21 protein-coding genes are annotated in these 22,123 nt (G+C 69.0%); 8 read left to right on the top strand and 13 right to left on the bottom strand.

Annotation, left to right across the window (positions count from 1 at the left end; translation table 11 throughout):
- Nucleotides 1-2: 2 nt before the first annotated feature.
- Nucleotides 3-398, bottom strand: coding sequence for a DUF488 domain-containing protein (locus O7635_RS09100; RefSeq protein WP_278079975.1), 396 nt, complete (start codon nt 396-398; stop codon nt 3-5).
- A 254-nt stretch (nt 399-652) separates the two neighbouring features.
- Here O7635_RS09100 and O7635_RS09095 point away from each other — a divergent pair, with 254 nt between their 5' ends.
- Nucleotides 653-1,270 carry an NADPH-dependent F420 reductase gene (locus O7635_RS09095; RefSeq protein ID WP_278079974.1) on the top strand — a complete coding sequence of 206 codons (618 nt, stop codon included), beginning with the start codon at nt 653-655 and terminating at the stop codon, nt 1,268-1,270.
- Here the strand turns inward: O7635_RS09095 and O7635_RS09090 are convergent.
- On the bottom strand, nt 1,260-2,051 hold the full coding sequence (locus O7635_RS09090) for an SAM-dependent methyltransferase (protein ID WP_278079973.1): 792 nt from the start codon (nt 2,049-2,051) through the stop codon (nt 1,260-1,262). The genes O7635_RS09095 and O7635_RS09090 overlap by 11 nt on opposite strands.
- Before the next feature lie 413 nt (nt 2,052-2,464).
- Between O7635_RS09090 and O7635_RS09085 the strand changes: the two genes are divergently transcribed.
- Nucleotides 2,465-4,351, top strand: a complete 1,887-nt coding sequence (locus tag O7635_RS09085) for an esterase-like activity of phytase family protein (RefSeq protein ID WP_278079972.1) — start codon at nt 2,465-2,467, stop codon at nt 4,349-4,351.
- A 3-nt stretch (nt 4,352-4,354) separates the two neighbouring features.
- On the opposite strand, the gene O7635_RS09080 is transcribed toward O7635_RS09085, so the two are convergent.
- Entirely contained in the window at nt 4,355-6,133 is a 1,779-nt protein-coding gene (locus tag O7635_RS09080) for a thiamine pyrophosphate-requiring protein (protein WP_278079971.1), read from the bottom strand.
- A 393-nt stretch (nt 6,134-6,526) separates the two neighbouring features.
- On the opposite strand from O7635_RS09080, the gene O7635_RS09075 reads away from it, so the two are divergent.
- From O7635_RS09075 to O7635_RS09065, 3 genes are all read left to right on the top strand, one after another.
- Nucleotides 6,527-7,882, top strand: a complete 1,356-nt coding sequence (locus O7635_RS09075; RefSeq protein WP_347405268.1) for a DNA cytosine methyltransferase — start codon at nt 6,527-6,529, stop codon at nt 7,880-7,882.
- A 244-nt stretch (nt 7,883-8,126) separates the two neighbouring features.
- Nucleotides 8,127-8,942 carry a hypothetical protein gene (locus tag O7635_RS09070; protein WP_278079970.1) on the top strand — a complete coding sequence of 272 codons (816 nt, stop codon included), beginning with the start codon at nt 8,127-8,129 and terminating at the stop codon, nt 8,940-8,942.
- Complete coding sequence (locus O7635_RS09065; RefSeq protein WP_347405267.1) at nt 8,918-9,436, top strand: very short patch repair endonuclease; 519 nt, start codon at nt 8,918-8,920, stop codon at nt 9,434-9,436. The genes O7635_RS09070 and O7635_RS09065 overlap by 25 nt, the downstream gene beginning before the upstream one ends.
- A gap of 8 nt (nt 9,437-9,444) precedes the next feature.
- Here O7635_RS09065 and O7635_RS09060 read toward each other — a convergent pair whose 3' ends face one another.
- From O7635_RS09060 to O7635_RS09035, 6 genes are all read right to left on the bottom strand, one after another.
- Nucleotides 9,445-10,032, bottom strand: coding sequence for a TMEM165/GDT1 family protein (locus tag O7635_RS09060; RefSeq protein WP_278079969.1), 588 nt, complete (start codon nt 10,030-10,032; stop codon nt 9,445-9,447).
- Nucleotides 10,033-10,223: 191 nt separating this feature from the next.
- Nucleotides 10,224-10,784, bottom strand: a complete 561-nt coding sequence (locus O7635_RS09055) for a GNAT family N-acetyltransferase (RefSeq protein WP_278079968.1) — start codon at nt 10,782-10,784, stop codon at nt 10,224-10,226.
- Between the two features lie 10 nt (nt 10,785-10,794).
- A complete protein-coding gene (locus tag O7635_RS09050; RefSeq protein WP_278079967.1) occupies nt 10,795-12,837 on the bottom strand; it encodes an ABC transporter ATP-binding protein in 2,043 nt (680 codons plus the stop codon).
- Complete coding sequence (locus tag O7635_RS09045; protein WP_278079966.1) at nt 12,834-14,567, bottom strand: ABC transporter ATP-binding protein; 1,734 nt, start codon at nt 14,565-14,567, stop codon at nt 12,834-12,836. Before O7635_RS09045 ends, O7635_RS09050 begins: the two co-directional genes overlap by 4 nt.
- Entirely contained in the window at nt 14,561-15,181 is a 621-nt protein-coding gene (locus tag O7635_RS09040) for a TetR/AcrR family transcriptional regulator (protein WP_278079965.1), read from the bottom strand. The genes O7635_RS09045 and O7635_RS09040 overlap by 7 nt, the downstream gene beginning before the upstream one ends.
- Before the next feature lie 78 nt (nt 15,182-15,259).
- Complete coding sequence (locus O7635_RS09035; protein WP_278079964.1) at nt 15,260-15,622, bottom strand: STAS domain-containing protein; 363 nt, start codon at nt 15,620-15,622, stop codon at nt 15,260-15,262.
- Nucleotides 15,623-15,804: 182 nt separating this feature from the next.
- Between O7635_RS09035 and O7635_RS09030 the strand changes: the two genes are divergently transcribed.
- The 3 genes from O7635_RS09030 to O7635_RS09020 are packed head-to-tail and all read left to right on the top strand — an operon-like array spanning nt 15,805 to nt 19,372.
- Nucleotides 15,805-17,505: a PP2C family protein-serine/threonine phosphatase gene (locus tag O7635_RS09030; protein WP_278079963.1), complete on the top strand. Its 1,701-nt coding sequence runs from the start codon at nt 15,805-15,807 to the stop codon at nt 17,503-17,505.
- Nucleotides 17,502-18,494 carry a cobalamin B12-binding domain-containing protein gene (locus tag O7635_RS09025; protein WP_278079962.1) on the top strand — a complete coding sequence of 331 codons (993 nt, stop codon included), beginning with the start codon at nt 17,502-17,504 and terminating at the stop codon, nt 18,492-18,494. The genes O7635_RS09030 and O7635_RS09025 overlap by 4 nt, the downstream gene beginning before the upstream one ends.
- Before the next feature lie 26 nt (nt 18,495-18,520).
- Nucleotides 18,521-19,372: an LLM class flavin-dependent oxidoreductase gene (locus O7635_RS09020; protein WP_278079961.1), complete on the top strand. Its 852-nt coding sequence runs from the start codon at nt 18,521-18,523 to the stop codon at nt 19,370-19,372.
- 47 nt (nt 19,373-19,419) lie between these two features.
- Here O7635_RS09020 and O7635_RS09015 read toward each other — a convergent pair whose 3' ends face one another.
- From O7635_RS09015 to O7635_RS09000, 4 genes are all read right to left on the bottom strand, one after another.
- Nucleotides 19,420-19,614: a hypothetical protein gene (locus O7635_RS09015; protein WP_278079960.1), complete on the bottom strand. Its 195-nt coding sequence runs from the start codon at nt 19,612-19,614 to the stop codon at nt 19,420-19,422.
- A gap of 38 nt (nt 19,615-19,652) precedes the next feature.
- Nucleotides 19,653-19,859, bottom strand: a complete 207-nt coding sequence (locus tag O7635_RS09010; RefSeq protein WP_278079959.1) for a hypothetical protein — start codon at nt 19,857-19,859, stop codon at nt 19,653-19,655.
- Nucleotides 19,856-20,731 (bottom strand): DUF998 domain-containing protein, encoded by an 876-nt coding sequence (locus O7635_RS09005; RefSeq protein ID WP_278079958.1) that lies wholly within the window; start codon nt 20,729-20,731, stop codon nt 19,856-19,858. Before O7635_RS09005 ends, O7635_RS09010 begins: the two co-directional genes overlap by 4 nt.
- A 131-nt stretch (nt 20,732-20,862) precedes the next feature.
- Complete coding sequence (locus O7635_RS09000; RefSeq protein WP_278079957.1) at nt 20,863-21,984, bottom strand: ATP-dependent DNA ligase; 1,122 nt, start codon at nt 21,982-21,984, stop codon at nt 20,863-20,865.
- Nucleotides 21,985-22,123: the final 139 nt, after the last annotated feature.

The raw sequence follows: 22,123 nt of genomic DNA, 5'->3' as shown, positions 1-22,123 counted from the left end.
GATCACGACAACGCCGACAGGATCACATCACGATGGCACCGCGACTGGTCCGCCTCGAAACACAGCAGTGCGACCGAGGACGAACGGGCCAGCGAAGCCACCGACGACAGCGAGGCGGCGGGCATCAGCGCGGCGTACGCCGCCCGGGCCGCCGCCAACTCCGCTGCGGAGCCGGCGAACCCGGGCCGGTTCCAGGGCGGATTGCCGAGCGCGGGAAGGTGCGTGTAGCCCACACCAACAGCAGCCAGCCCTGAAGACAGCACGGTCTTGGCAAAGCCACGCTTCCGCGACCGCGCCGCGAACCGGACATCGACCACGTGTGTCACGCCGAGGGAGGACAGGCGCTCGAGGAAAGAAGAGAGCGACAGGCCTTCGTACCCGATCCCGATGATGCTCATCAGGAAGAAGCGTGCCACGGCCGGCCCCCGCAGCCCCGGGACGAGCTGCGGGGGCGGCCACCTACCCCCAGCGAAACGACCACACTTCTGAAGACAGGTACAACCGTGCCAGATCGGGGCGGATGGCCCCATCGGGAACACGTCCGACAGGCCCCACCGAACCGGCTTAACCGCCTAGCGTGAAAACGCCGAAATCCGACAGAGGCCCGGGCCAACACGGGAGAGCGGCCGAAAAACGGGAAGCAACCACCGTCATGAGGATCGGCATCGTTGGCTCCGGCAAGGTAGGCGGCACGCTCACCAGGCGCTTCCGCGAACTCGGGTACGACGTCTCCGTCGCGAACCGGCGCGGCCCCGAGTCGCTGCGACCGCTCGCGGACCAGACGGGCGCGACCGCCGCCACCGTCGCGGACGCCGCCAAGGACGCGGACCTCGTGGTGCTCGCCATCCCCGTCCGTGCCGTCGAGGACCTCCCGAAGCAGGCGTTCGACGGCAAGATCGTCATCGACGCGAACAACTACTACGCCGAGCGCGACGGCGAGATCGAGCCGATCGCCGACCGCGCCGTCACGTCGAGCCGGTGGATCGCCGACCACCTGCCCGACTCGCGCGTGGTCAAGGCGTTCAACAACATCTCCGCGAGCCACCTCGGCCGCAACGGCAAGCCCTATGGCGAGAACGGCCGGATCGCCCTGCCGATCGCCGGCGACGACACCGCGGCCAAGCAGGTGGTCGAAGGCCTCGTCGACGAGCTCGGCTTCGACCCGGTCGACGCCGGCACGCTCGACGCGAGCTGGCGCCAGCAGCCGGGCACCCCGGTCTACCTGACCGACCTCGACCAGCCGGCGCTGCGCCGCACGCTCAAGGTTTGAGCCCGACCGCGCCGTACCCGGCCAGGACGAGGGACTGGTCGGCGTCGGCGTCCGGCTGCCAGCGCGTCATGTCGACGACACCGGGCGGCACGAGCTCGAGCCCCGCGAACAGGGCGGTGACCTCGGCCCGCGTACGCATCGTCATCGGTGTCGCCGTGCGCCGGTAGAGCTGTTGGTGGGTGGCGGCCCGGGTTGGCTGCGCGTCGGCGGTGGCGTGCGTGACCGCGAACATGCTCCCCGGCGACACGGCGTCCCGGTAGCCAGCCATGATCCCGGCGGGATCGTCGGCGTCCGGGACGAAGTGCAGCACCGCCACCAGCAGCACGCCCACCGGCGCCGACGGATCGAACGGGGCCTGGGCCAGCACCGCGGCGGGGTCACGGAGGTCGCCCTGGAGAACGGTGACCAGCGGGGTGTCGGCGAGCATGGCCCGGGCGTGGATGACCGCGACTGGGTCGATGTCGACACACACCACCCGGCACGACGGCTCGACGGCCTGCGCGGTCTCCACGACGCTGCCCGCGGTCGGCAGCCCGGCCCCCAGGTCGAGGAACTGCCGGATCCCGCAGCGGACCATGAACCGGGTCACCCGGCGCAGGAACGCGCGGTTGGCCCGCATGAGCGCCGGCAGCTCCGGCCAGTCGGCCATCGCCTGCTCGGCCATGGTCCGGTCGGCCGCGAAGTTGTGGGCGCCGCCGAGGTAGTAGTCGTACACCCGCGCCGCGTTGGGCTTGTCCCGATCGATCTCAGCGGGCGACCAGGACGAACCACCGTCTGCCACGACCTACTCCTCGAACCAGGCTAATCGGGAAGATCACCCCAGCCTAACGCCCGGCGGCTCACACGACGATTCCGCATCCCGTAGGACACCGGTCGTTGGCTTTCCGGTCGTGCGCCCGTCAACGCGAGCCATTAGGCAGGTCAGGTCCACGCAACCAGGGAGTCACAGCATGCCCGTTCCACGCGCGACCGGCCGGTTCGTCCGCACGGCCATGGTCGCCGGCCTCATAACGGTCCCGGCTCTGGTCGGCCCGGCGACGCATGCCGCCGCCGCACCGTCCGCAAAGGACGCCGGCTTCGCCCGGCTCGCCACCGTGCCGGTCTATCTCAACAGCGCCGAGGACCAGGAGACCGTCGCCGAGATCAGCGCCGTCAGCACCGACGGCAAGACGGTGATCTCGCGAGCCGACGTCGGTGGCCGTGCACAAGAACCTCGTGCTGGCGGTCGTCAACACCAGCGAGGACTTCGTCGACACCTCCGGCGTGCTCGTGGTCATCGACCTTGCCACCCGCAAGGAGGTACGCACGATCGCGCTCGGCGGCCAGCCCGACTCCATCGCGGTCGCGCCGAGCGGTAAGTACGCGACGATCGCCATCGAGAACGAGCGCGACGAGGACCTCAACGACGGTGAGCTCCCGCAGCAGCCGGCCGGCTTCCTGCAGGTCGTCGACCTCAAGAAGTGGGCGCTCACGCGGGTCGAGCTCACGGGCCTGGCCAAGGTGGCGCCGAAGGACCCCGAGCCGGAGTACGTTTCGATCAACGGCAAGGACGAGGCCGTCGTCACGCTCCAGGAGAACAACCACATCGCGATCGTCGACCTGGCGAAGAAGAAGGTCGTCAAGGACTTCAGCGCCGGCCAGGTCAAACTGTCCGGTGTGGACACCGAGGACGACGGCACGATCGCACAGGACGACTCGGTGACCGTCCGCCGCGAGCCCGACGGCGTCGTCTGGATCGACGACAACACGTTCGCCACGGCCAACGAGGGCGACTACGTCGGCGGCTCGCGCGGTTTCACCGTGTGGAAGCGCAACGGCGACGTCCTGTTCGACGCCGGCAACTCGTTCGACCGGCTGGCGGCCGCGCACGGCCTCTACCCGGAGGGTCGCTCCGACGCCAAGGGCACCGAGCCCGAGGGCGTCGCGTACGGCAGGTTCGGCGGCAAGCCGGTGCTGTTCGTCAACTCCGAGCGGGGCAACTTCGTCGCCGCGTACGACATCAGCAAGCCGAAGAAGCCCGATTTCCTGCAGATCCTGCCGACCACGAACGGCCCCGAAGGCGTCACCACCGTGCCGTCCCGCGGCCTGCTCGTGGTCTCCAGCGAGGAGGACCTGCCCGACGACGGCATCCGGGCGTCGGTGACGATCTTCCGCTACGGCGACAAGAAGGGCGCGTTCCCGACGATCCGCTCGGCGTACGAGCCGGGTGAGCAGAAGGCCCCGATCGCCTGGGGTGCCCTGAGCGGCCTGTCCGCCGTCCCGGGGCAGCCGGCCCAGGTCGTGTCGATCACCGACAGCGTCTACACGCCGACGCGCCTGCTGACCATCGACACCGCGCAGCAGCCGGCGCTGGTCAAGGGCGAGCTGACCGTGACCAAGGGCGGCGAGCCCGTCGGGTACGACGCCGAGGGTGTCGCGGCCCGGGCCGCCGGCGGCTACTGGATCGCGATCGAGGGCGACGGCACCGCCGCCAAGCCCAACCTGATCGTGCGACTCGACGCCAAGGGCGCCGTGCAGGAGGAGATCCCGCTGCCGGCCGACGTCGCGGCCAACGTGACGAGCAACGGCTTCGAGGGTGTGGCGGTGACCGGCGTCGGCAACGGCGAGCAGGTCTGGGTCGCCGTGCAGCGCGAGCTCAAGGGTGACCCGAAGGGCACCGTGCGGATCGGTCGCTACTCGGTGGCCGACAAGAGGTGGGCGTGGCTGGGCTACCAGCTCGACGCCGCACCGGCCGGCGCCTGGATCGGCCTGTCGGAGCTCGTGCCGGTCGACAACGACACCTTCGCGGTGATCGAGCGCGACAACCAGCGTGGCCTGAAGGCGACGGTCAAGAAGGTCTACACCTTCGATGTGCCGGCCGGCTTCGGGACCGAGGCCCTGCCCGCGGCACGGAAGACCCTGGCGGTCGACCTGCTGCCGCTGCTCGAGGCCGACAACGGTTGGGTGCAGGACAAGGTCGAGGGCCTGACCATCGCCGGCAACGGCGAGGTGTTCGCGGTCACCGACAACGACGGCGTCGACGACGCGACCGGCGAGACCGTCTTCATGCGCCTGGGCCAGGCCAAGAAGGTGTTCAGGTAGGACCTACCCCTCGCTCGCCCGCTCGCGCCGCAGGTGCTCCTCGGCGCGGCGGGCGAGGTCGGTGTCCTCGGCGCTCAGGCCCTCGTACATCGGGGAGACTTTCTCTTCCGGTTGCAACGGCGGCAGCAGCGGCACCGCCGGGTCCGTGACCGCGTCGATCACCACCGGCCGGTCAGCCCGCAAGGCCTCGTCCCACGCCGCCTCGACCTCCTGCGGCGTGCTCGCCCGAATCCCGTGCAGACCGAGGAGCGAGGCCCACCCGGCGTACGGCACGTCGGGCAGCTCCTGCGACGTCTCGAACCGCGGCTCGCCTTCCGTCTCCCGCTGCTCCCAGCTGACCTCGGCCAGATCGCGGTTGTTGAGCACGCACACGACGAACCGCGGGTCGGCCCAGTCCCGCCACCGCGCGGCCACGGTGATCAGCTCGGCGAGCCCGTTCATCTGCATCGCACCGTCGCCGGCCAGCGCCACCAGCGGCCGGTCGGGGTGGGCCAGCTTCGCCGCCAGGCCGTAGGGCAGCGCCGAGCCCATCGAGGCCAGCGTGCTCGACAGGTGTGCCGGCGCACCGACGGGCAGCCGCAGGTGTCGCGCGTACCAGTAGGTCACCGAGCCGACGTCCACGGCCACCTGCGCGTCCGCGGGCAGCCGGTCGGACAGCGCGCGTACCACCTGCTGTGGGTTGATCGGCTCGGCCGCCGCGTCGGCCCGCGCGTCGGCGATCTCGTGCCACCGGGTCACCCACCGGGTCACCTGGTCCCGCCAGGACCGGTCGGCGCGCCGCTCGACCACCGCCAGCAGGGCCCGCAGCGTCGCGGCCGCGTCACCGAGCAGCGGCACCTCGACCGGGTAGCGCACGCCGAGCCGCCGCCCGTCGACGTCGATCTGCACGGCCCGCGCCTGCCCCGGCGCCGGATAGAACTCGGTCCACGGATCGTTGCTGCCGACGATCAGCAGCGTGTCGCAGCCGCGCATGAGCTCGGCGCTCGCGGTGGTGCCCAGGTGGCCCATCACGCCGGTGTGGAACGGCAGGCGCTCGTCCAGAACCGGCTTGCCGAGCAGCGACGCCGCCACGCCCGCGCCGAGCCGCTCGGCCAGTTCGGTGAGCTCGTCGGCCGCGCCGTACGCGCCCTGCCCGACCAGGATCGCGACCCGCTCGCCGGCCTGGAGGAGCTCGGCGGCGGCGCGCACGTCGTCGTCGTACGGCACCACCCGCGCCGGCCGCAGACCCGGCGCCGTGACCAGCACGCCGTGGGACTGGGCGGTCGGATCCGGCGCGGGTGCGGTCTGCACGTCCTGCGGCAGCACCACACAGGTCGGGCTGCGGGTGGCGAGCGCCGTGCGAAACGCCTTGTCGAGCAGCAGCGGCACCTGCTCGGGCGTGTGGGCGGCCTGCACGAACTGCGCGCAGACGTCGCCGAACAACCGCACGAGATCGATCTCCTGCTGGTACGCGCTCCCGAGCACCGTCGACACCTGCTGCCCGACGATCGCCACCACGGGCTTCGAGTCGAGCTTGGCGTCATAGAGCCCGTTGAGCAGATGCACGGCGCCGGGCCCCTGGGTGGACAGACAGACCCCGACACCCCCGGTGTACTTCGCATGCCCGACAGCCATGAACGCCGCCGTCTCCTCGTGCCGGGCCTGCACGAACTCGGGCTTCCCGGCCCGCCGCAGCGCGCCCATCACCCCGTCGATGCCGTCACCGGAGTACCCGAACACCCGCGGCACACCCCACTCGGTAAGCCGCTCGACAACCAGATCGGAGACCGTCTTGTCACCCATGAAGCCCGTCTACCCGGGCCGCGCTCCCGCGAACCGGAACCCCTCGAAGCGCCGTGCCGCACCGCCGTGACCAAGACGCCGTCCGTATTTGGGCGAGCAACGCTCTGTTATCTATAAGCGTTGGGCGGTGAGTCAGACGTCGTCGCTTCAACCAAGGCCTGGTAACATACCGGCCTTATAGGGCAGATCGCGGCAGGCGTCGAGACCGTCTTCGGCGCGTCGGGAAGAATCGACATGTGGTTGTCGTACGCTCGTGCGAACGTCGTGAAGGCTTGGCCCATACCCCCGCGGCGCTAGTCGATGTCGACGCAATCAGCTCGAATCGACTACCGTGCGGAAGAAATGCACGGGCCCCTTCGCTGAACGTAGTGGTCCAGGAAGCAGGGGGTAACCATGGCAGTGTCGAGCGGTCGAATGATCACGAGATCGCGCCGGGCATTGACAATTGTGGACTTGTTTGCAGGGGCCGGTGGTCTGTCTGAGGGGTTTCGTCAAGCGGGATTCGTGGTCAAGGCTGGTAGCGATTATGACCCAGACGCAGCCGCTACCTACAGGCGAAACTTTCCGCGGGCGAAGACCATCGTTGGTGACGTGCGAGATCCGATCGTCCGCGAAGCCATCCTCGGCGTAGCGCGAGGTGCGGACGTGGTCGTCGGTGGGCCTCCGTGTCAAGCGTTCTCCCAGGTACGGAATCATAGCCGAATTATCGATGACCCTAGAAATTCGCTATATCGAGAGTTCGTTAACATCGTTGGCGAGGTTCGACCGAAGGCATTCTTGATGGAGAATGTTCCGGGTATGGCGCAAATGGGCGTCAAGGAACAGGTCGCGCAGGATCTATCCCTAAACGGAGAGTACTTAGTTGAGCCGCAATTATGTGACGCTGCGGACTTCGGGGTTCCGCAAACTCGTAAACGGCTCCTATTCCTAGGCGTCCATCGATCCCTCGGGGTTGCTCCGCCTACGCTCGCTGGCTCTGGTGTGACATCGTTGGTAACGCTCAATCGTTACGACGGCAAGGCCATACGGTATGTCGTTTCTAGCCGTGAGCACCTTGGACAAAATCTCGCGGACGTTCTTGCTGACCCGTTTGACACCGCAGCCGTAACTGCTTCGCAAGCTATCAGCGACTTAATCAAACTGACAGCTGGGCGTCAAGATGACCTGCTAAGCGAAGGGCTTCCCCCGGCGGAATCCGCGTACCAAGAGCTAATGCGCCGAGGTCTCTCGGACGAGGCGCTTGTCAACAACGTCAGTGTTCCCAAAGTTCTAGCCGATACAGCGTTGCGTCTCGCTGGCATTCCAGCAGGCGGCAACCACCGAGATCTTCCTGACGAGCTGCTTCAACGTTACATTTCCGGGGCAAAGTGGGGACCACACAACGGCACCGGTCGGATGAGTCGACGGCATTATTATGCATATCGCCGTTTGCACCCAGACATGTGGGCATGGACCTTGAACACCAAGGCTGACTCGGTCTATCACTATTCGCAAGCCAGGTGTTTGAGCGTCCGCGAGTTCGCACGGATACAGTCTTTCCCTGACAAATTCACATTCACCACTGATGACCGAAAGGGGGCCATCGAGGGCCGCATCGACGGCGGTGCGGCCCACTCGCGCTATCGCCAAGTCGGCAATGCTGTACCCCCGTTACTCGCTCACGCGGCAGCCAGGAGCATAGCCGATCGCATACGAGAATCAGCGTTGGAGGATGCAAGCGTTGACGGAGCTACCCCTCGAACAAACTAATCTTCAGTCGCTGGTCGAGAGGCCATTCGGAGAGGCCAATCGACAGCTTTTGCTGGACGAGTACTTCACGGATCATGTGAGCGTTACGCCAGCAAGTGCCTGGCGCCATATCTATCATTTGCTGATGTGGCTCGATCCCACGACTGGCCTAGCGCATTGTTATGAGTCAGACAAATGTCAGCCTGGGCGCCCGTGGTATGCACGATCTCTCGCGTTCCACACATGGGTAGCGCATTCTCTTGGCGTGACGGCCATGGATCTTGGTAGCCATATTGACTATTTGTTTAAGCGTGCAACGCTCGATCTCACTCGCGCAACAGAAGCACGCGAGCGGCGGTATCGTATCCAAGCGCAGCTTCAGCGCGCGCGTCATGCCGATGGCTCAGTACCTATGCCAGGTGATGACCCAGAGTTGAGAGAGATCATTACCAGCGTTCTAGGACCTTGGCTGAGGCATGAACCCTCCACTGACGCTTGGCAACATCTTTCACGGCGAACGCGTGCCTATATCGGCCAAGAAAACAAGAGGAAAAATCTAGTCGGTGAAGGCTTCGAGGACACCCTCGCGGCCATTTTGTCCAAGATCGAAGGACTGCAACTTCTGTATAAGATATACATTAGGCCCAATCTGCATGACCTGCCTGGGTTTTACCCACCAAGGCAAGGCGACAAAACCCGCCAGGTCGATCTTGCGCTTATACGAAGAACTGATAATCACCGGATACTAGTGACTTGTAAGTGGTCCATCAGATCTGACCGCGAAGAGCAGTTCGCCACCGATTTTAATGCATACTCTCGCCTCGAATCCTCGAGGCAGAGGTTCGATTATGTTCTCATCACAAATGAGTTTGATCCGGCGCGGTTGGCCGCTGCTTGCGAAGTGATGGAAGGGGCCAACCAGCTTTTTTCTTCCGTGGTGCATGTTAATCCCAGCGGACCGCTGGCTGCCTACGACGGTGCGGTTCAGGCTCCTGGCCGCGGCATCGAGCGTGCGAAGGGGCACGTTACCTCGGGTCGATTGATTGGCGTTGAGAAGTGGCTGACGGCGATCGCAGGCTAATCCGTCCCGTCCAGGTCGAACGTGCCGTGGAGAGAAGGTTGCGCGCACGTCGTAATGGGACTACTCCCGAGCCGTCGTCCGAGGGGCGATCTCGGAATATGCAGGCTATCCGAAGGTCTGATACCAAACCTGAGAGGGTGTTACGATCGGCTTTGCATCGAGCGGGCCTTCGCTTTCGAAAGGACTTGTCGTTGCGGCTAAGTAGCGGCCGTCGCGTAAGACCAGATATCGTCTTTACCCGTCAGCGTGTGGCGGTTTTCTACGATTCCTGTTTCTGGCATTCATGTCCACAGCACGGCAGGGTGCCATCGGCGAATGAATGGTATTGGGCGCCAAAGCTGGCTCGCACAGTTGAACGCGACATGCTGACGAACAGAGATTTGAAGGAAGATGGCTGGATCGTCCTCCGCTTCTGGGAACATGATCCTCTCCAGGCATCGGCGCAGCGAGTGGTGGACCAAATCGATTCCCGAAGGGTGCGATCTGGGAGGTAGTGCGAGCCTCAGGTCAGTTCGACCAGCGAGTCCGCGATCAGCCAGATGCCGAAGATGACGAACAGGGCCGCGGCGCCCCACTTGATGGCCTTTTCCGGCAGGCGGCGGCCCAGCATGCGACCGACCACGATGGCCAGGGCGTCCGCGGCCACCATGCCGATCGTGGAGCCGATCCAGACGCCGAACCAGCCGTGTTGGGTGGCCAGGGTGATTGTGGCCAGCATGGTCTTGTCGCCGAGTTCCGCCAGGAAGAACGCACCGCCGACGGCGAGCACCGCCGACCGTTGGGAGCGTTGGGCCTTCGACTTCTCGGCCTCGGTGAGGCTGTCGCCGCGTAGCGTCCAGGCGGCGAAGGCGAGGAACGCGACGCCGGCGGCCAGGCCGATCCAGCCCGTCGGCAGGGTCGCGCCGAGGCCGTAGCCGACCGCGACCGACACCAGGTGTACGACGGCCGTGGCGGCCGTGATGCCGATCAGCACCGTCAGCGCGCGGTAGCGGGTGGCGAACGTCATCGCCATCAGCTGGGACTTGTCGCCGAGCTCGGCCACGAAGATGACGCCGAAGCTGATGACGAGCGCGGCGAGAAAGCCTCCCACGAATGTCCTCCCCGGGATGTGGTCACCGGGTCGGAGAACGCGAGACTTCGACCCGGCAACGGTGGTCGTTGCCGTAGCCGAAGGTCTCGCTCACCTCATGGCCGAGGCCGGAGGTCGGGTGGCCGGGCGCCCGAGGGCACCAGTGTGTCGACCACCACGTTGGGAGCTACTCCCCTTCGCAGAGCCCAAATCTACTGGGTCAGCACCCAGATCGGAAGATCATCGAGGTGTGTGCTGCCGCTCACCCGCCAGCCCGCGCGCTCGTAGACGCCGACGTTGTGCGGGTTGGTCGTCTCCAGATAGGCCGGGAGGCCGGCGGCGGCGGCCGCGGCCAGGCCGGGTTTCATCACCTCGCGGCCCAGCCGGCGCCCCGCGTGGGACGGGTGGGTCGCGAGCACCCCGAGGTACCAGAAGGGCTGGCGGCGCGGAAAGAAACCCTGCACCGCGCGGTGGTAGTCGTCGAGCCGGGCGAGCGCCTCGTCGGAGACAGCCAGCTTCGGCTCGCCTTCAGACGACGACCACCCGCGAGGCGCGTCCCACATGGCCAGCGACCGGCCGCCCTCGATGACCCAGGTCGTGCCCGGCGCCACCCGCTGGTCGAACAGGTGCCCGGCGAACTCGGCCGCCTCCGCGTCGCGGGTGACCGGGTCGCGGAAGAAGAACCGGAACGCCGGATCCTGGTCGAACGCGGCGACGACGGTCTCGACCACCTGCTGGCGGTCGGCCGCCGTCGCCCGTTCCACGTGAATCATGCGAAGGACACTAACGTTGCCCCGGCGCCCCCGCGAGCGCGATTCCCCCGGCCGCGGGACCCTCGTCGAGGTCGACGGCCGCCTGCGTGAACTGCGCGTCGTGCAGCCGCCGGTACGCGCCGTTCGCCGCCAGCAGCTCCTCGTGCGTGCCCTGCTCGACGATCCGGCCCTTCTCCATCACCAGGATGAGATGGGCGTCCCGGATCGTGCTAAGCCGGTGGGCGATCACGAAGCTCGTCCGGTCGGAGCGCAGCGCCGCCATCGCCCGCTGCAGCAACGCCTCGGTGCGCGTGTCGACCGAGCTGGTCGCCTCGTCGAGGATGAGCAGCGACGGGTTGGACAGGAACGCCCGCGCGATCGTGATGAGCTGCCGCTCACCCGCGCTGACGTTGCTGCCCTCCTCGTCGATCACGGTGTCGTAGCCGTCCGGCAGGCTGCGCACGAACCGGTCGACGAACGTCGCCTCGGCCGCCGCGTGGATGTCGGCGTCAGTCGCGGACGGGTTCCCGTACGCGATGTTGTCCCGGATCGTGCCCCCGAACAGCCAGGTGTCCTGCAGCACCATGCCGATCTCGCCGCGCAGGGTCTCGCGCTTCATCGTGGTGATGTCGACGCCGTCGAGCGTGATCCGCCCACCGTCCAGCTCGTAGAACCGCATGATCAGGTTGACCAGCGTGGTCTTGCCGGCCCCCGTCGGCCCGACAATCGCCACCGTGTGCCCGGGCTCGGCGACCAGCGACAGGTCGTCGATCAGCGGAGTGTCGGGCGTGTAGCGGAACGAGACGTGCTCGAACTCGACCCGGCCGTGCGGCTGGCGCACCTCGACCGCCGGGGACGGGTCGGGCACCTGCTCGTCGGCGTCGAGCAGGTCGAACACCCGCTCCGCCGAGGCGACACCCGACTGCAGCAGGTTGGCCATCGACGCGACCTGGGTGAGCGGCTGGGTGAACTGGCGCGAATACTGAATGAACGCCTGCACGTCGCCCAGCGTCATCGTGCCCGAGGCGACCCGCAGGCCACCGAGCACCGCGATCACCGCGTAGCTCAGGTTCCCGATGAAGAACATCGCCGGCATGATGATCCCGGAGATGAACTGCGCCCCGAACGCGGCCTTGAACAGTTGGTCGTTCTTCTCGGCGAAGTCGTTCTCGACCTCCCGCTGCCGGCCGAACACCTTGACCAGCTCGTGGCCGGTGAAGGCCTCCTCGATGTGCGCGTTGAGCCGGCCGGTGTGCGTCCACTGCGCGATGAACTTCTTCTGCGACCGCTTGCCGATCTGCTGGGTGACCAGGACCGACAACGGCACCGCGACCAGCGCGACGACCGCGAGCAGCGGCGAGATGACGAACATCAGCGTGACCACGCCGATCACCGTGAGCAGCGAGGTCAACAGCTGGCTGAGCGTCTGCGACAGGCTCTGCGAGATGTTGTCGATGTCGTTGGTGACCCGGCTGAGCAGCTCACCGCGCGGCTGCTGGTCGAAGTAGGGCAGCGGCAACCGGTTGAGCTTGTCCTCGACGTCGGCGCGCAGCTTGCGGATCGCGCTCTGCACGACCCCGTTGAGCACCCAACCCTGCAGCCAGGACAGCAGGCTGGCCAGCACGTAGATGCCCAGCACCAGCAGCAGGATCTGGCCGAGCCGGTGGAAGTCGATGCCGACGCCCGGGATCGGCCTGGTCTTGAGCAGCAGGTCGGCGAAGTTGTTCTGGCCGGCGGCCCGGGCCGCGGCGGCCGCCTGGTCGAGGGTGGTCCCGGCGGGCAGCCGGCGGCCGAGCACGCCGCGGAAGATGACGTCGGTGGCGTGCCCGAGGATCTTCGGACCGATCACCGACAGCGCCACGCTGGCGACCGCGAGAAACACGATCAGGACCAACTGGGCGCGGTACGGGCTGAGCCGGCGGAGCAGGCGCTTGGCCGAGGGGACGAACGTCATCGACTTTTCGACCGGCATGCCCGCGGACATCCACGGTGGGCCGCCGCCCGCGGGTCGCCGCCCGGCGGCGGGGAGCCGGCCCGGTGTCGGGCGGGCCGGGCTGTTCTGCTGTGCGGTCATGCGGCGGCTCCCACGGTGAGCTGCGACTCGACGATCTCGGCGTACGTCGGGCAGGTGTCCAGCAGTTCGGCGTGCCGGCCGCGGCCGACCACCGCGCCGTCCTCGAGCACGACGATCTCGTCGGCATCGATGATCGTGGACACGCGTTGGGCCACGACGACCACGGCGGCGTCGGCGGTGACGGGGCGCAGAGCGGCCCGCAACCGGGCGTCGGTGCCGAGGTCGAGCGCGGAGAACGAGTCGTCGAACAGGTAGATCTCGGGTTGGCGGACCAGCGCCCGGGCGATGGCCAGCCGTTGCCGCTGGCCGCCGGAGACGTTGGTGCCGCCCTGGGCGATCGGCGCGTCGAGCCCTTCGGGCATCTCTTCCACGAAGTCCCTGGCCTGGGCGATCTCCAGCGCCGCCCACAGCTCCTCGTCGGTGGCGTCCGGGTTGCCGTAGCGCAGGTTGCTGGCGACCGTGCCGGTGAACAGGTAGGGCCGCTGCGGCACCAACCCGATCTTGCTCCAGAGCAGGTCGGGGTCGAGGTCACGGACGTCGACGCCGTCGACCAGCACGGCGCCCGAGGTCACGTCGAACAGCCGCGGCGCCATCGAGATCAGCGTGGTCTTGCCGGCGCCCGTGCTGCCGATGATGGCCGTCGTGCGGCCCGCCTCGGCCTTGAGGTCGATGCCCCGCAGCACCGGCGCGGCGGCGCCGGGGTATTGGAACGTCACGTCGCGGAACTCCAGGCTGGCCCGCTCGGTCACGCTGGTGACCGGCTCGGTCGGCGCGACCACGGTGCTGTCGGTGTCGAGCACTTCGGTGATCCGTTCGGCCGCCACGGCGGCCCGCGGCACCATGATCAACATGAACGTCGCCATCATGACCGACATCAGGATCAGCACGAGATAGTTGAGGAACGCGGTCAGCGCGCCGATCTCGATCTGGCCCGAGTCGACCCGGCTGGCGCCGAACCAGAGCACGCCGACGCTCGACACGTTGAGCACGAGCATGACCGTGGGGAAGATCAACGCCATCAGTCGGCCGGCGCGCAGCGCGGTCTCGGTCAGCGCCCCGTTGGCGCCGTCGAACCGCTCGGTCTCGTAGGGCTCGCGGACGAACGCCCGGACCACCCGTACGCCGGTGATCTGCTCGCGCAGCACCCGGTTGACGCCGTCGATCCGGGTCTGCATCGACCGGAACGTCGGCACCATCCTGCGGATGATCAAGCCGATCGCGATGGCCAGCACCGGCACGCAGACGACCATCAGCCAGGACAGGCCGACGTCTTCGCGCAGGGCCAGGATGACGCCGCCGACCGCGGTGATCGGCGCGGTGACCAGCAACGTGCAGGTCATCACGACCAGCATCTGCACCTGCTGGGTGTCGTTGGTCGTGCGGGTGATCAACGACGGCGCGCCGAACTGGTTGACCTCGCGGGCCGAGAAGAGCTGCACCCGGTGGAAGATCGCGCCGCGCACGTCACGGCCGAAGCTCATCGCGGTGCGCGCCCCGAAGTAGACGGCGAAGATCGAGCACGCCATCTGGACGATCGTCACGGCGAGCATCCAGCCGCCGATCCGCACGATGTAGCCGGTGTCGCCGCGCGCGATGCCGTTGTCGATGATGTCGGCGTTGAGGCTCGGCAGGTAGAGCGACGCCAGCGTGCCGACGAACTGGAAGGCGACGACCGCCAGAAGCGGTTTCGAGTACGGGCGCAGGTAGCGCCGCAGGAGTCTGATCAGCAACGTTCCCCCGGGTTGCTTGCGGTCTCGTCGCCCGGACGGCGGAGCACGCCGTCGAGCAGCACGGAGACGACTTCTTCGGTGGTGAGCGGGTGGTTGTCGGTGATGATCCGGTGGGTGCCGGCGAAGGTGAGCAGCCGCAGCATCCGCGCGACCTCGGTCGCGGGCAGCCGGAACTGGTCCTCGTCGGGCGCGACGAGCCGCTCGATCGCGTCGAGCATCGGCTGATGGCTCGGCCGGTCCTCGGGCTTGTGATGCTGCGGGCCGTCCATCCGCAGCGCCGACATCACCGCGAAGGCCGTCTCCAGCCGCTTGCGCAGGATGTCGACCGCCTCGGCCATCCGCTCGCGGACCGGCAGGTCGAGGTCGATGGCGTTGAGTGCCGCCACGGTCGGCAGCGGGTCGAGGACGGTCGCGATGGCCTCGCGGACCAGCGTCTCCTTGTCAGGGAAGACGCGGAAGATCGTGCCCTCGGCGACACCGGCGGCCTCGGCGATCTGTTTCGTCGTGACCTTGGTGCCGTGTTGCACGACGAGCGGCAGCGTCGCCGCGACCAGGGCGGCGCGTCGCTCCTCGGGCGGCAGCGGGCGGGCCCGGCCGGTGGCACTGGACGTCATCACGTCGCGAGGTTAACTGAGTGAGTGACTCACTCACAACCGAATTACGCAAAGGTTCGCCATCGGCGAACGACGGTCTCAGGCGGTGGCGGCGTCGGAGGTGGCCGCGGACGCCGGGCGGGAGAGCAGCTCGCCCACGCCGGTGATGTCGAGGATCGATGCCAGGAACGACGGGACCGACCGCAGGCTGACGGGGACGCCGGCCTCGCTGCCGCGCCGCCAGGCGTGCACGAGCACGGCCAGGCCGGTGCTGTCGATGAACGTCAGTCGCTCGACATCGATGGTCAGGCTGGCCGGCTCGCGATCGAGGGCGGTGGTCAGCGCGACCCGCAGGACGTCGGCGCACGGGAAGTCGAGGTCACCTCGCACAGTGACGACGGCATCGGCACCGTCGGCGACATCGACGACAAGCGGTGTCGGGTCAGGTACCAGCCGACTCACCGTTGCCACCTCCGTGCCGTAACGTCCGCTCCACTGTAGGACACCCGCGCCTGGTCCGCCCGGTTGGACGTGGGGGTACGGTCGATCGGGTGATCAGCTCCGGAAGGCGTCGCATGCCGCATGGCAAACAAGCGCGTAGGGTGGGCTTCCAAGGCCGACTGATCAGGGAGTAGTCGACGCACGTGAGTACCGCCGACCTGGCAGGTTCGGAGTCGGGCGGTCGCCAGGTCCCGGCAACGGCGGCGCCCGGCCGGTCCGCCGTGGCACCATCCGCGCCACGTCGCATCTCTCCCGTCCTGACCGAAACCACGCTGGTCGACCATTTCCGTGAAGGCGTCGTCGTCACCGATCCGACCGGCGTGGTCCGCGAGTTCAGCCAGCCCGCGCTCGAGCTGATGCCCGGCCTGGCCGTCGGCCGCACGCTGGCCGGTTGCGGCATCGCCCCACTGGAACCGGGTGAGTTGACCATCGGCGAGCGCCGGGTGCGCTGCCGCCGCGTCGACCTCACGGTCGGGGGCGCCACCAGCATCGCGTGGTACGTCGAGGACGTCACCGACGCCATCGCCCGCTCCGATGCCCTGCTCGCCGAGCGCGGGCGGGCGCGGTTCCTGGCCACCGCCAGCCAGAAGCTCGGCAACCCGCTGCACGAGGACCGGGCGGCCCGGGCGGCCGTGCGGTTGGCCGTACCCACGCTGGGTGAGGTCGCGGTCGTCGTGCTCGCGCCGCGCCGCGGCCGGGCCCGGTGGTGGCGCGCCGCCGGCGGTGACGCCGAGGGCCCGGCGCTCGTCGACGGCGGCGTGCTGAACGCCGACGACCTGCCACCCGGGGTCGAGGACGCGTTGCGGGGCACCGAGCCTTCCGAGGCCGACTGGCTCGCCGAGCAGTTGGCCGAGGCCGGCTGGCTGGGTGACCGCGACCCCGGCACCGTCGCGGTCCGGGTGGTCCCGCTGCCCGGCAGCTCGGCCGCGACCGGCGCGCTGGTCGTCGTGCGGTCCGCCGACCTCGACGAACACGACATGCAGATGCTGCGCGGGTTCGCCGCCCGGGCCGGCGCCGCGCTCGACGCCGCTGTCCTCTACCGCGACCAGGCCGAGGTGGCCGAGACGCTGCAGGCCAGCCTCGCCCCGACCGAGCCGCCCAGCGTCGGCGGCGTGCAGTGGGGCGCCGCCTACCGGCCGGCGCAGAGCTCGCTGCGGATCGGCGGCGACTTCTACGGCGCCCACGAGCTGCCCGACGGCGGCGCGCTCTTCTACCTCGGCGACGTGTCCGGCAAGGGCGTCGACGCGGCCGTCTTCACCGGCCAGATCCGGCAGGGCCTGCAGGCGCTGCGGCGGATCGAGTCCGACCCGGCCCGGCTGCTGACCCTGCTCAACGACTCCGTCCTGGAGACGACCCGAGCACACGGCCACGGCCGCTTCGCCACCATGGTGCTGGGCCGGGCCAACCCCGTGCACGGCGGCGGTTTGTCGCTCACCCTGGCCAGCGGCGGCCACCTCCCGCCGATCGTGGTCCGCGCCGACGGCGCGGTGGAGACGGTCGACCTGCGCGGCATGCTGATCGGCGTGGTGCCCGACCCGCGGATCGCGTCGATCACCGTCCAGCTCGCGGCGGGGGAGACCTGCCTGCTGTTCAGCGACGGCGTGACCGAGGCCCGTGGCGGCATCCGGGGCGAGCAGTTCGGCGCCGCGCGGCTCGTCGACGCGCTCGGCGGCTGCCAGCGGATGCCGGCGCCCGCGCTCGCCGAACGGGTCGAGCAGGTCATCGGCGACTGGCTCGGCGGTCGCAACCACGACGACATCGCCGTGTTCGCGGTGCGCGCCGTCTCGCCCGGCTCGCCGGCTCGGCACCTGCACGCCGTCCCTGATCGGCGGTCGGCTTCGTGACCGCGGTGCTTTCGCCGACCCTGGAGAGCGCCTACCCGGACTACCTGCGCTGCCTCGACGCGGCCGACGAGCACGGCGCGATCGACATCGCCCTGGCGTTGCTCGACGACGGGGTGCCGGCCGACGAGGTGCTGCTTTCGCTGGTCGCCCCCGCCCAGGCCCAGGTCGGCGAGTGGTGGCAGCGCAACGAGTGGAGCGTCGCCCAGGAGCACGCCGCCACCCACGTCAGCGAGCGGGTGGTGGCGGCGGTGTCGGTCGCGGTCCGGCCGCGCGCGACCCGCGACCGGGTCGTGGTGGCCTGCATGGACGGCGAATGGCACGCGTTGCCGGCCCGCCTCGTGTCCGAGGTGCTGCGGCTCGACGGGTGGGACGTCACCTTCCTCGGCGCCAGCGTGCCGTCCCCGCACCTCGTCTCCTACCTGCACCGCCACGACCCGCGCGCGGTGCTGCTCGCCTGCGCGCTGCCGATGCGGCTGCCGCTCGCGTTCCAGGCGATCGAGGCGTGCCGGCGCACCGACGTACCCGTGCTGGTCGGCGGCCGTGGTTTCGGTGCCGACGGCCGGTGGGCGAGCAAGCTAGGCGTCGCCTACGCCACCGACGCCCGGGCCGCCTCGTCGGTGCTGGCGACGGCCGCGTTCGACAGCGCGTCCGCACCGTCGCTCGTCGACGACACCGAGTACGCCGGCCTGGTCGCCGCCCGCGTCGAGCTGATCGACCTCGCGCTGGACCGGCTGGACCTGTCGCGCTATTCGCCCGCTCAGGTCGACGCCACGGTCGCGGACCTGGGCTACATCGTGGACTCGCTGGCGGCCGCGGTCTACGTCGACGACGCGACGCTGTTCGGCGAGTTCGTCGGCTGGCTTTGCGAGGTGCTGGACAGCCGCGGCGTGCCGCTGCACACCGTCGGGCGGACGTTCGACGTCCTGGCCGATCGGCTGCGGGACTTCCCGCGCGCCCACGCCTTCCTGCGCGGCGCCGCCGTGAGCTGAGCCTGCCCGCTGGGTAAAGCGGCGGGATGCTCTGTGGACTGGAACTGCCCTGCGGCGCCGCGTGTGCCGATCCCCGACTGCTGGCCGAGCTCGCCCGCCGCGCCGAGGACGCCGGTTGGGACGGTGTCTTCCTCGAGGACTACCTCGTCTACAACGCGGAACCCGACTGTCCGACGGCCGACGTGTGGGTGGCCCTGGCGGCGATGGCCGCCGCGACGTCGTCGGTGCGGCTCGGCACGACGGTGACCGGCGGGGCCCGGCACCTACCGTGGGAGCTGGCTCGCCGGGTCGCCACGCTCGACCAGCTCAGCGGCGGGCGGGTGGTGCTGGGCCTCGGGGTCGGCGATCCTAAGGACGACGCGTACGCCCGGTTCGGCGGTGTCTCTGATCCCCGGGTGCGGGCCCAGTTGCTCGACGAGTCGCTGCGGATCCTCGTCGGTTTGTTCTCGGGGGAGCGGTTCAGCTTCGCCGGCGCCCACTTCCGCGTCGACGACGTGCTGTTCCAACCCGCACCGGTACGGGTGCCCATCTGGATCGGCGGCGGCTGGCCGGGTCGCGCGGCGGTGTCCCGGGCGGCGCGGCACGACGGCTTCCTGCCGTACCGGCGGTCGTCGGATGATCGCTACTCCGACGCCCCGGAGGAGCTGTCGGCCGCCGACGTGACGGCGATCCTCGAGCGGGTGCGGGCCGACCGGGGTGCGGTCGAGGGCTTCGATCTGGTGGTCGGCGGCCGGCGGCGGCGGGCGGACTGGTCGGCGGAGCGGCTGCACGTGGCGACCGTGGCCGAGGCGGGCGCGACGTGGTGGATGGAGTGGGTGCCGCCCGGCACGCCCGACGAGATGCGGACCGCCGTCTCGCAGGCGCCGCTGCGACCCTGACCCCCCGCGCACAGACGAAGATCCCGGCATCGCTGCCGGGATCTTCGCTATTCGGCTGCTTCCTCGGACGTACGGCGCTCGACCGGCGGATCTGCGCCTCGGACGTTGGCCTCGGCTTCTCCCTCCCGGATGTCCGATTCCAGCAGGATCGCCTCGGCTTGTTCCTGGAAGTCGTCGCTGCCCACCCGCTCCTCTTCAGGAAGCGGATATTCGGCCCGGGCCTGCGTGCGGTCGTCGGTCATGCATCCGGGACTACCCCGGTCGGATCTTTCGCTAACCGTTACTCCGGGTCCTCGTCGAGCCGCTCCTCGATCACCTCGGGAGTGCGGTGCTGGAGGACCTCCTCTTCGGTGGCCTCGGGCTCCTCGTCCCGGATGTCCGTTTCCATGAGGATGGCTTCGCCCTGTTCCTGGTAGTCGTCGCTGCCGAGCACGTCGCCCTGAGGCGGCTCGCGGTCGGCGCCGGACTGGGTGCGGTCGTCGGTCATGCCCGCGGACTACCCCGGTGTGCGGGGCTGCTAACCGCTCCGACCAGCGCGCGACCGGCCGCGTCGGCCCGTCGCGGGCCGGCCGTGATCTCCGCCCCGACGCCCGCGGGCACTGCCGCTCCCGCCTTGGGCGACGCGATCGCGGCCTCGGAGTTCGGGGCGGTCGCTCGCGGCGACGCGAGCGCCGGTTCGGCCGCGGCACCGGTGGTCGTGGGGGTCGTGATCACGGGCGCCGGCTCGGCGCTTGCGGGCTTGCCCGTCCGGGTGGCGCGCAGGAGGCCGATCGAGAGGACGGCGAGGATGGCGATCTCGATGCCGACCAGGCCGCGCTCGACCAGGCCCATCATGACGCGGCCGCCGGGAAAGGCTACGTACCAGAGCACCGCGACGCCGACCGCGCAGCTGACGGCGAGGCGGCGGACGGTCGAGGCCAGCCCGCGGCCGAGACCGGCGAACCGGCTGGCGATTAGCACGGCCGCCACCGGCAGGACGACGAACGCGGCCACCGACGCGTACCGGTGGATCAACGCGGCGGTCGACATGACCTCCATGCCGGGCGGGTCGGTCGGGATGATCGCGGCGATCAGCATTCCGACGGACCAGATCGACAGGAGTACGGTCGGCAGCCCCCGGATCGCGACCCCGACCGCGCGGAGGCCGGCGAGCAGGGCGGGCGCGCCGAGCGCGAGGGCGACCATCGCGATCTCGATCGTCACGCCCCGGTTGGACAGCGCGTAGTCGCTGATCGTGAGCTTCAGCGGGTCGTACCCAGGGCCGAGTCCGATGTGTCCGACCACCGTGGCCACGACAGCGGTCAGCAGTCCGAGGATCGAAACGACTCCGAAAGCGCGGGCGGCGGCGGTTTTTGTCATGCCATCAAGGCTTCCGCCGCGGCCTCGTCGCCGATATCGGGAAGCGCCCCGGTCGACCCCTCGAATCATCTCGGGGAAATCAACGGGCCTACCGCTCAGGGTCGGGAAAACCCCACCGCCGCCGGTGGTGGCTACGCCTCCGGTGCGATGCGGCCAGCCAGCACATCGGCGACATCGAAGCGTACGGGCTGGTCAAGCTGGTCGTACCCGCAGGATTCCGGGTTCCGGTCGGGCCGCCAGCGGACGAACTGCGCGGTGTGCCGGAAGCGGTGCCCTTCGAGATGGTCGTAGCGGACCTCGACCACCCGCTCGGGTCGCAGCGGCACGAACGAAAGGTCCTTGTCAGGGTTCCACCGACTGGCGTTGTTGCTGTCGGCCGCGCCCTCGAAGGCGGCCGCCCAGTTCCACGGATGGCTGGCGAAGTCGGTGACCAGCGGCTGCAAGTCTTGGAAGAGTTCCTTGCGGCGGGCCATCGGGAAGGCGCCGATGACACCGACGGAGCTGAGGTTGGTGCCGCCGTTCCATTCACGCCAGGCCGCGGGCAGCACCGGGTTGGCCGGATCGTCGTAGAGGCCCAACAGCAGCGACCCGATCGCCTCGGGCTCGGTCTTGTGCAGGCGGTAGCCGGCGACCACACAATCCGCGGTCCGCTCATGCTTGACCTTCGCCATGATCCGCTTGTTGGGCTGGTACGGCTCGTCGCCGCTCTTGGCGATCAGCCCGTCGAGCCCGGCCCCCTCGAACAGGTCGAACCACTGCCGCGCGATGCCCCGATCAGTGGTGATCGGCGTGAGATGCACCGGCGGCCGCGCGTCCCGCAGCGCGTGCTCGAGCGCGGCCCGCCGCTCCCGGAACGGCCGCCCGGTGTAGTCCTCGTCTCCGAGCGCCAGCAGATCGAACGCGATGAAGCTGGCCGGTGTCTGCTCGGCCAGCAGCCGCACCCGACTGGCCGCGGGGTGGAGCCGGAGCTGCAAGGCCCCGAAGTCGAGCCCCTGCGTGTCGGTGCTGGCAATGACGATCTCGCCGTCAATCACGCATCGAGGCGGCAGACTCTCCTTGACCGCGGCCACGATCTCAGGAAAGTAGCGAGTCATCGGCCGCTCATTGCGACTCCCGACCTCGACCTCGTCACCGTCACGGAAAACGATCGACCGGAACCCGTCCCACTTGGGCTCATAGAACCGGTCATCCGGTATCTCCGCCACCGACTTGGCCAACATCGGCTGCACAGGCGGCATCACGGGCAGCTGCACGCCCCCATTCTGTCCCGCCCGGCCGACAAAACCGCCCCGTCCCCGGTGGCGGGCCGGCGCAGGGTCCGTTCGATCCGGGTCCTGCCCACGCAGCCGCGCGGACGAATGCGATTGCGACCCGGGCCGAACCGGGTGCGGC

It is taken from the genome of Asanoa sp. WMMD1127, assembly GCF_029626225.1.
Classification (GTDB): Bacteria; Actinomycetota; Actinomycetes; order Mycobacteriales; family Micromonosporaceae; genus Asanoa.
The sequence above is the reverse complement of the archived record's forward strand: the minus strand, read 5'-3'. Positions and strand labels throughout refer to the sequence as shown.

What these genes read in the sequence shown, in the direction of transcription:
- O7635_RS09100 (WP_278079975.1), bottom strand. Translation starts at nt 398, where the DNA reads ATGAGCATCATCGGGATCGGGTACGAAGGCCTGTCGCTCTCTTCTTTC.
- O7635_RS09010 (WP_278079959.1), bottom strand. Translation starts at nt 19,859, where the DNA reads ATGACCGACGACCGCACCCAGTCCGGCGCCGACCGCGAGCCGCCTCAG.
- O7635_RS09015 (WP_278079960.1), bottom strand. Translation starts at nt 19,614, where the DNA reads ATGACCGACGACCGCACGCAGGCCCGGGCCGAATATCCGCTTCCTGAA.
- O7635_RS09040 (WP_278079965.1), bottom strand. Translation starts at nt 15,181, where the DNA reads ATGACGTCCAGTGCCACCGGCCGGGCCCGCCCGCTGCCGCCCGAGGAG.
- O7635_RS09020 (WP_278079961.1), top strand. Translation starts at nt 18,521, where the DNA reads ATGCTCTGTGGACTGGAACTGCCCTGCGGCGCCGCGTGTGCCGATCCC.
- O7635_RS09095 (WP_278079974.1), top strand. Translation starts at nt 653, where the DNA reads ATGAGGATCGGCATCGTTGGCTCCGGCAAGGTAGGCGGCACGCTCACC.
- O7635_RS09005 (WP_278079958.1), bottom strand. Translation starts at nt 20,731, where the DNA reads ATGACAAAAACCGCCGCCGCCCGCGCTTTCGGAGTCGTTTCGATCCTC.
- O7635_RS09080 (WP_278079971.1), bottom strand. Translation starts at nt 6,133, where the DNA reads ATGGGTGACAAGACGGTCTCCGATCTGGTTGTCGAGCGGCTTACCGAG.
- O7635_RS09055 (WP_278079968.1), bottom strand. Translation starts at nt 10,784, where the DNA reads ATGATTCACGTGGAACGGGCGACGGCGGCCGACCGCCAGCAGGTGGTC.
- O7635_RS09050 (WP_278079967.1), bottom strand. Translation starts at nt 12,837, where the DNA reads ATGACCGCACAGCAGAACAGCCCGGCCCGCCCGACACCGGGCCGGCTC.
- O7635_RS09075 (WP_347405268.1), top strand. Translation starts at nt 6,527, where the DNA reads ATGGCAGTGTCGAGCGGTCGAATGATCACGAGATCGCGCCGGGCATTG.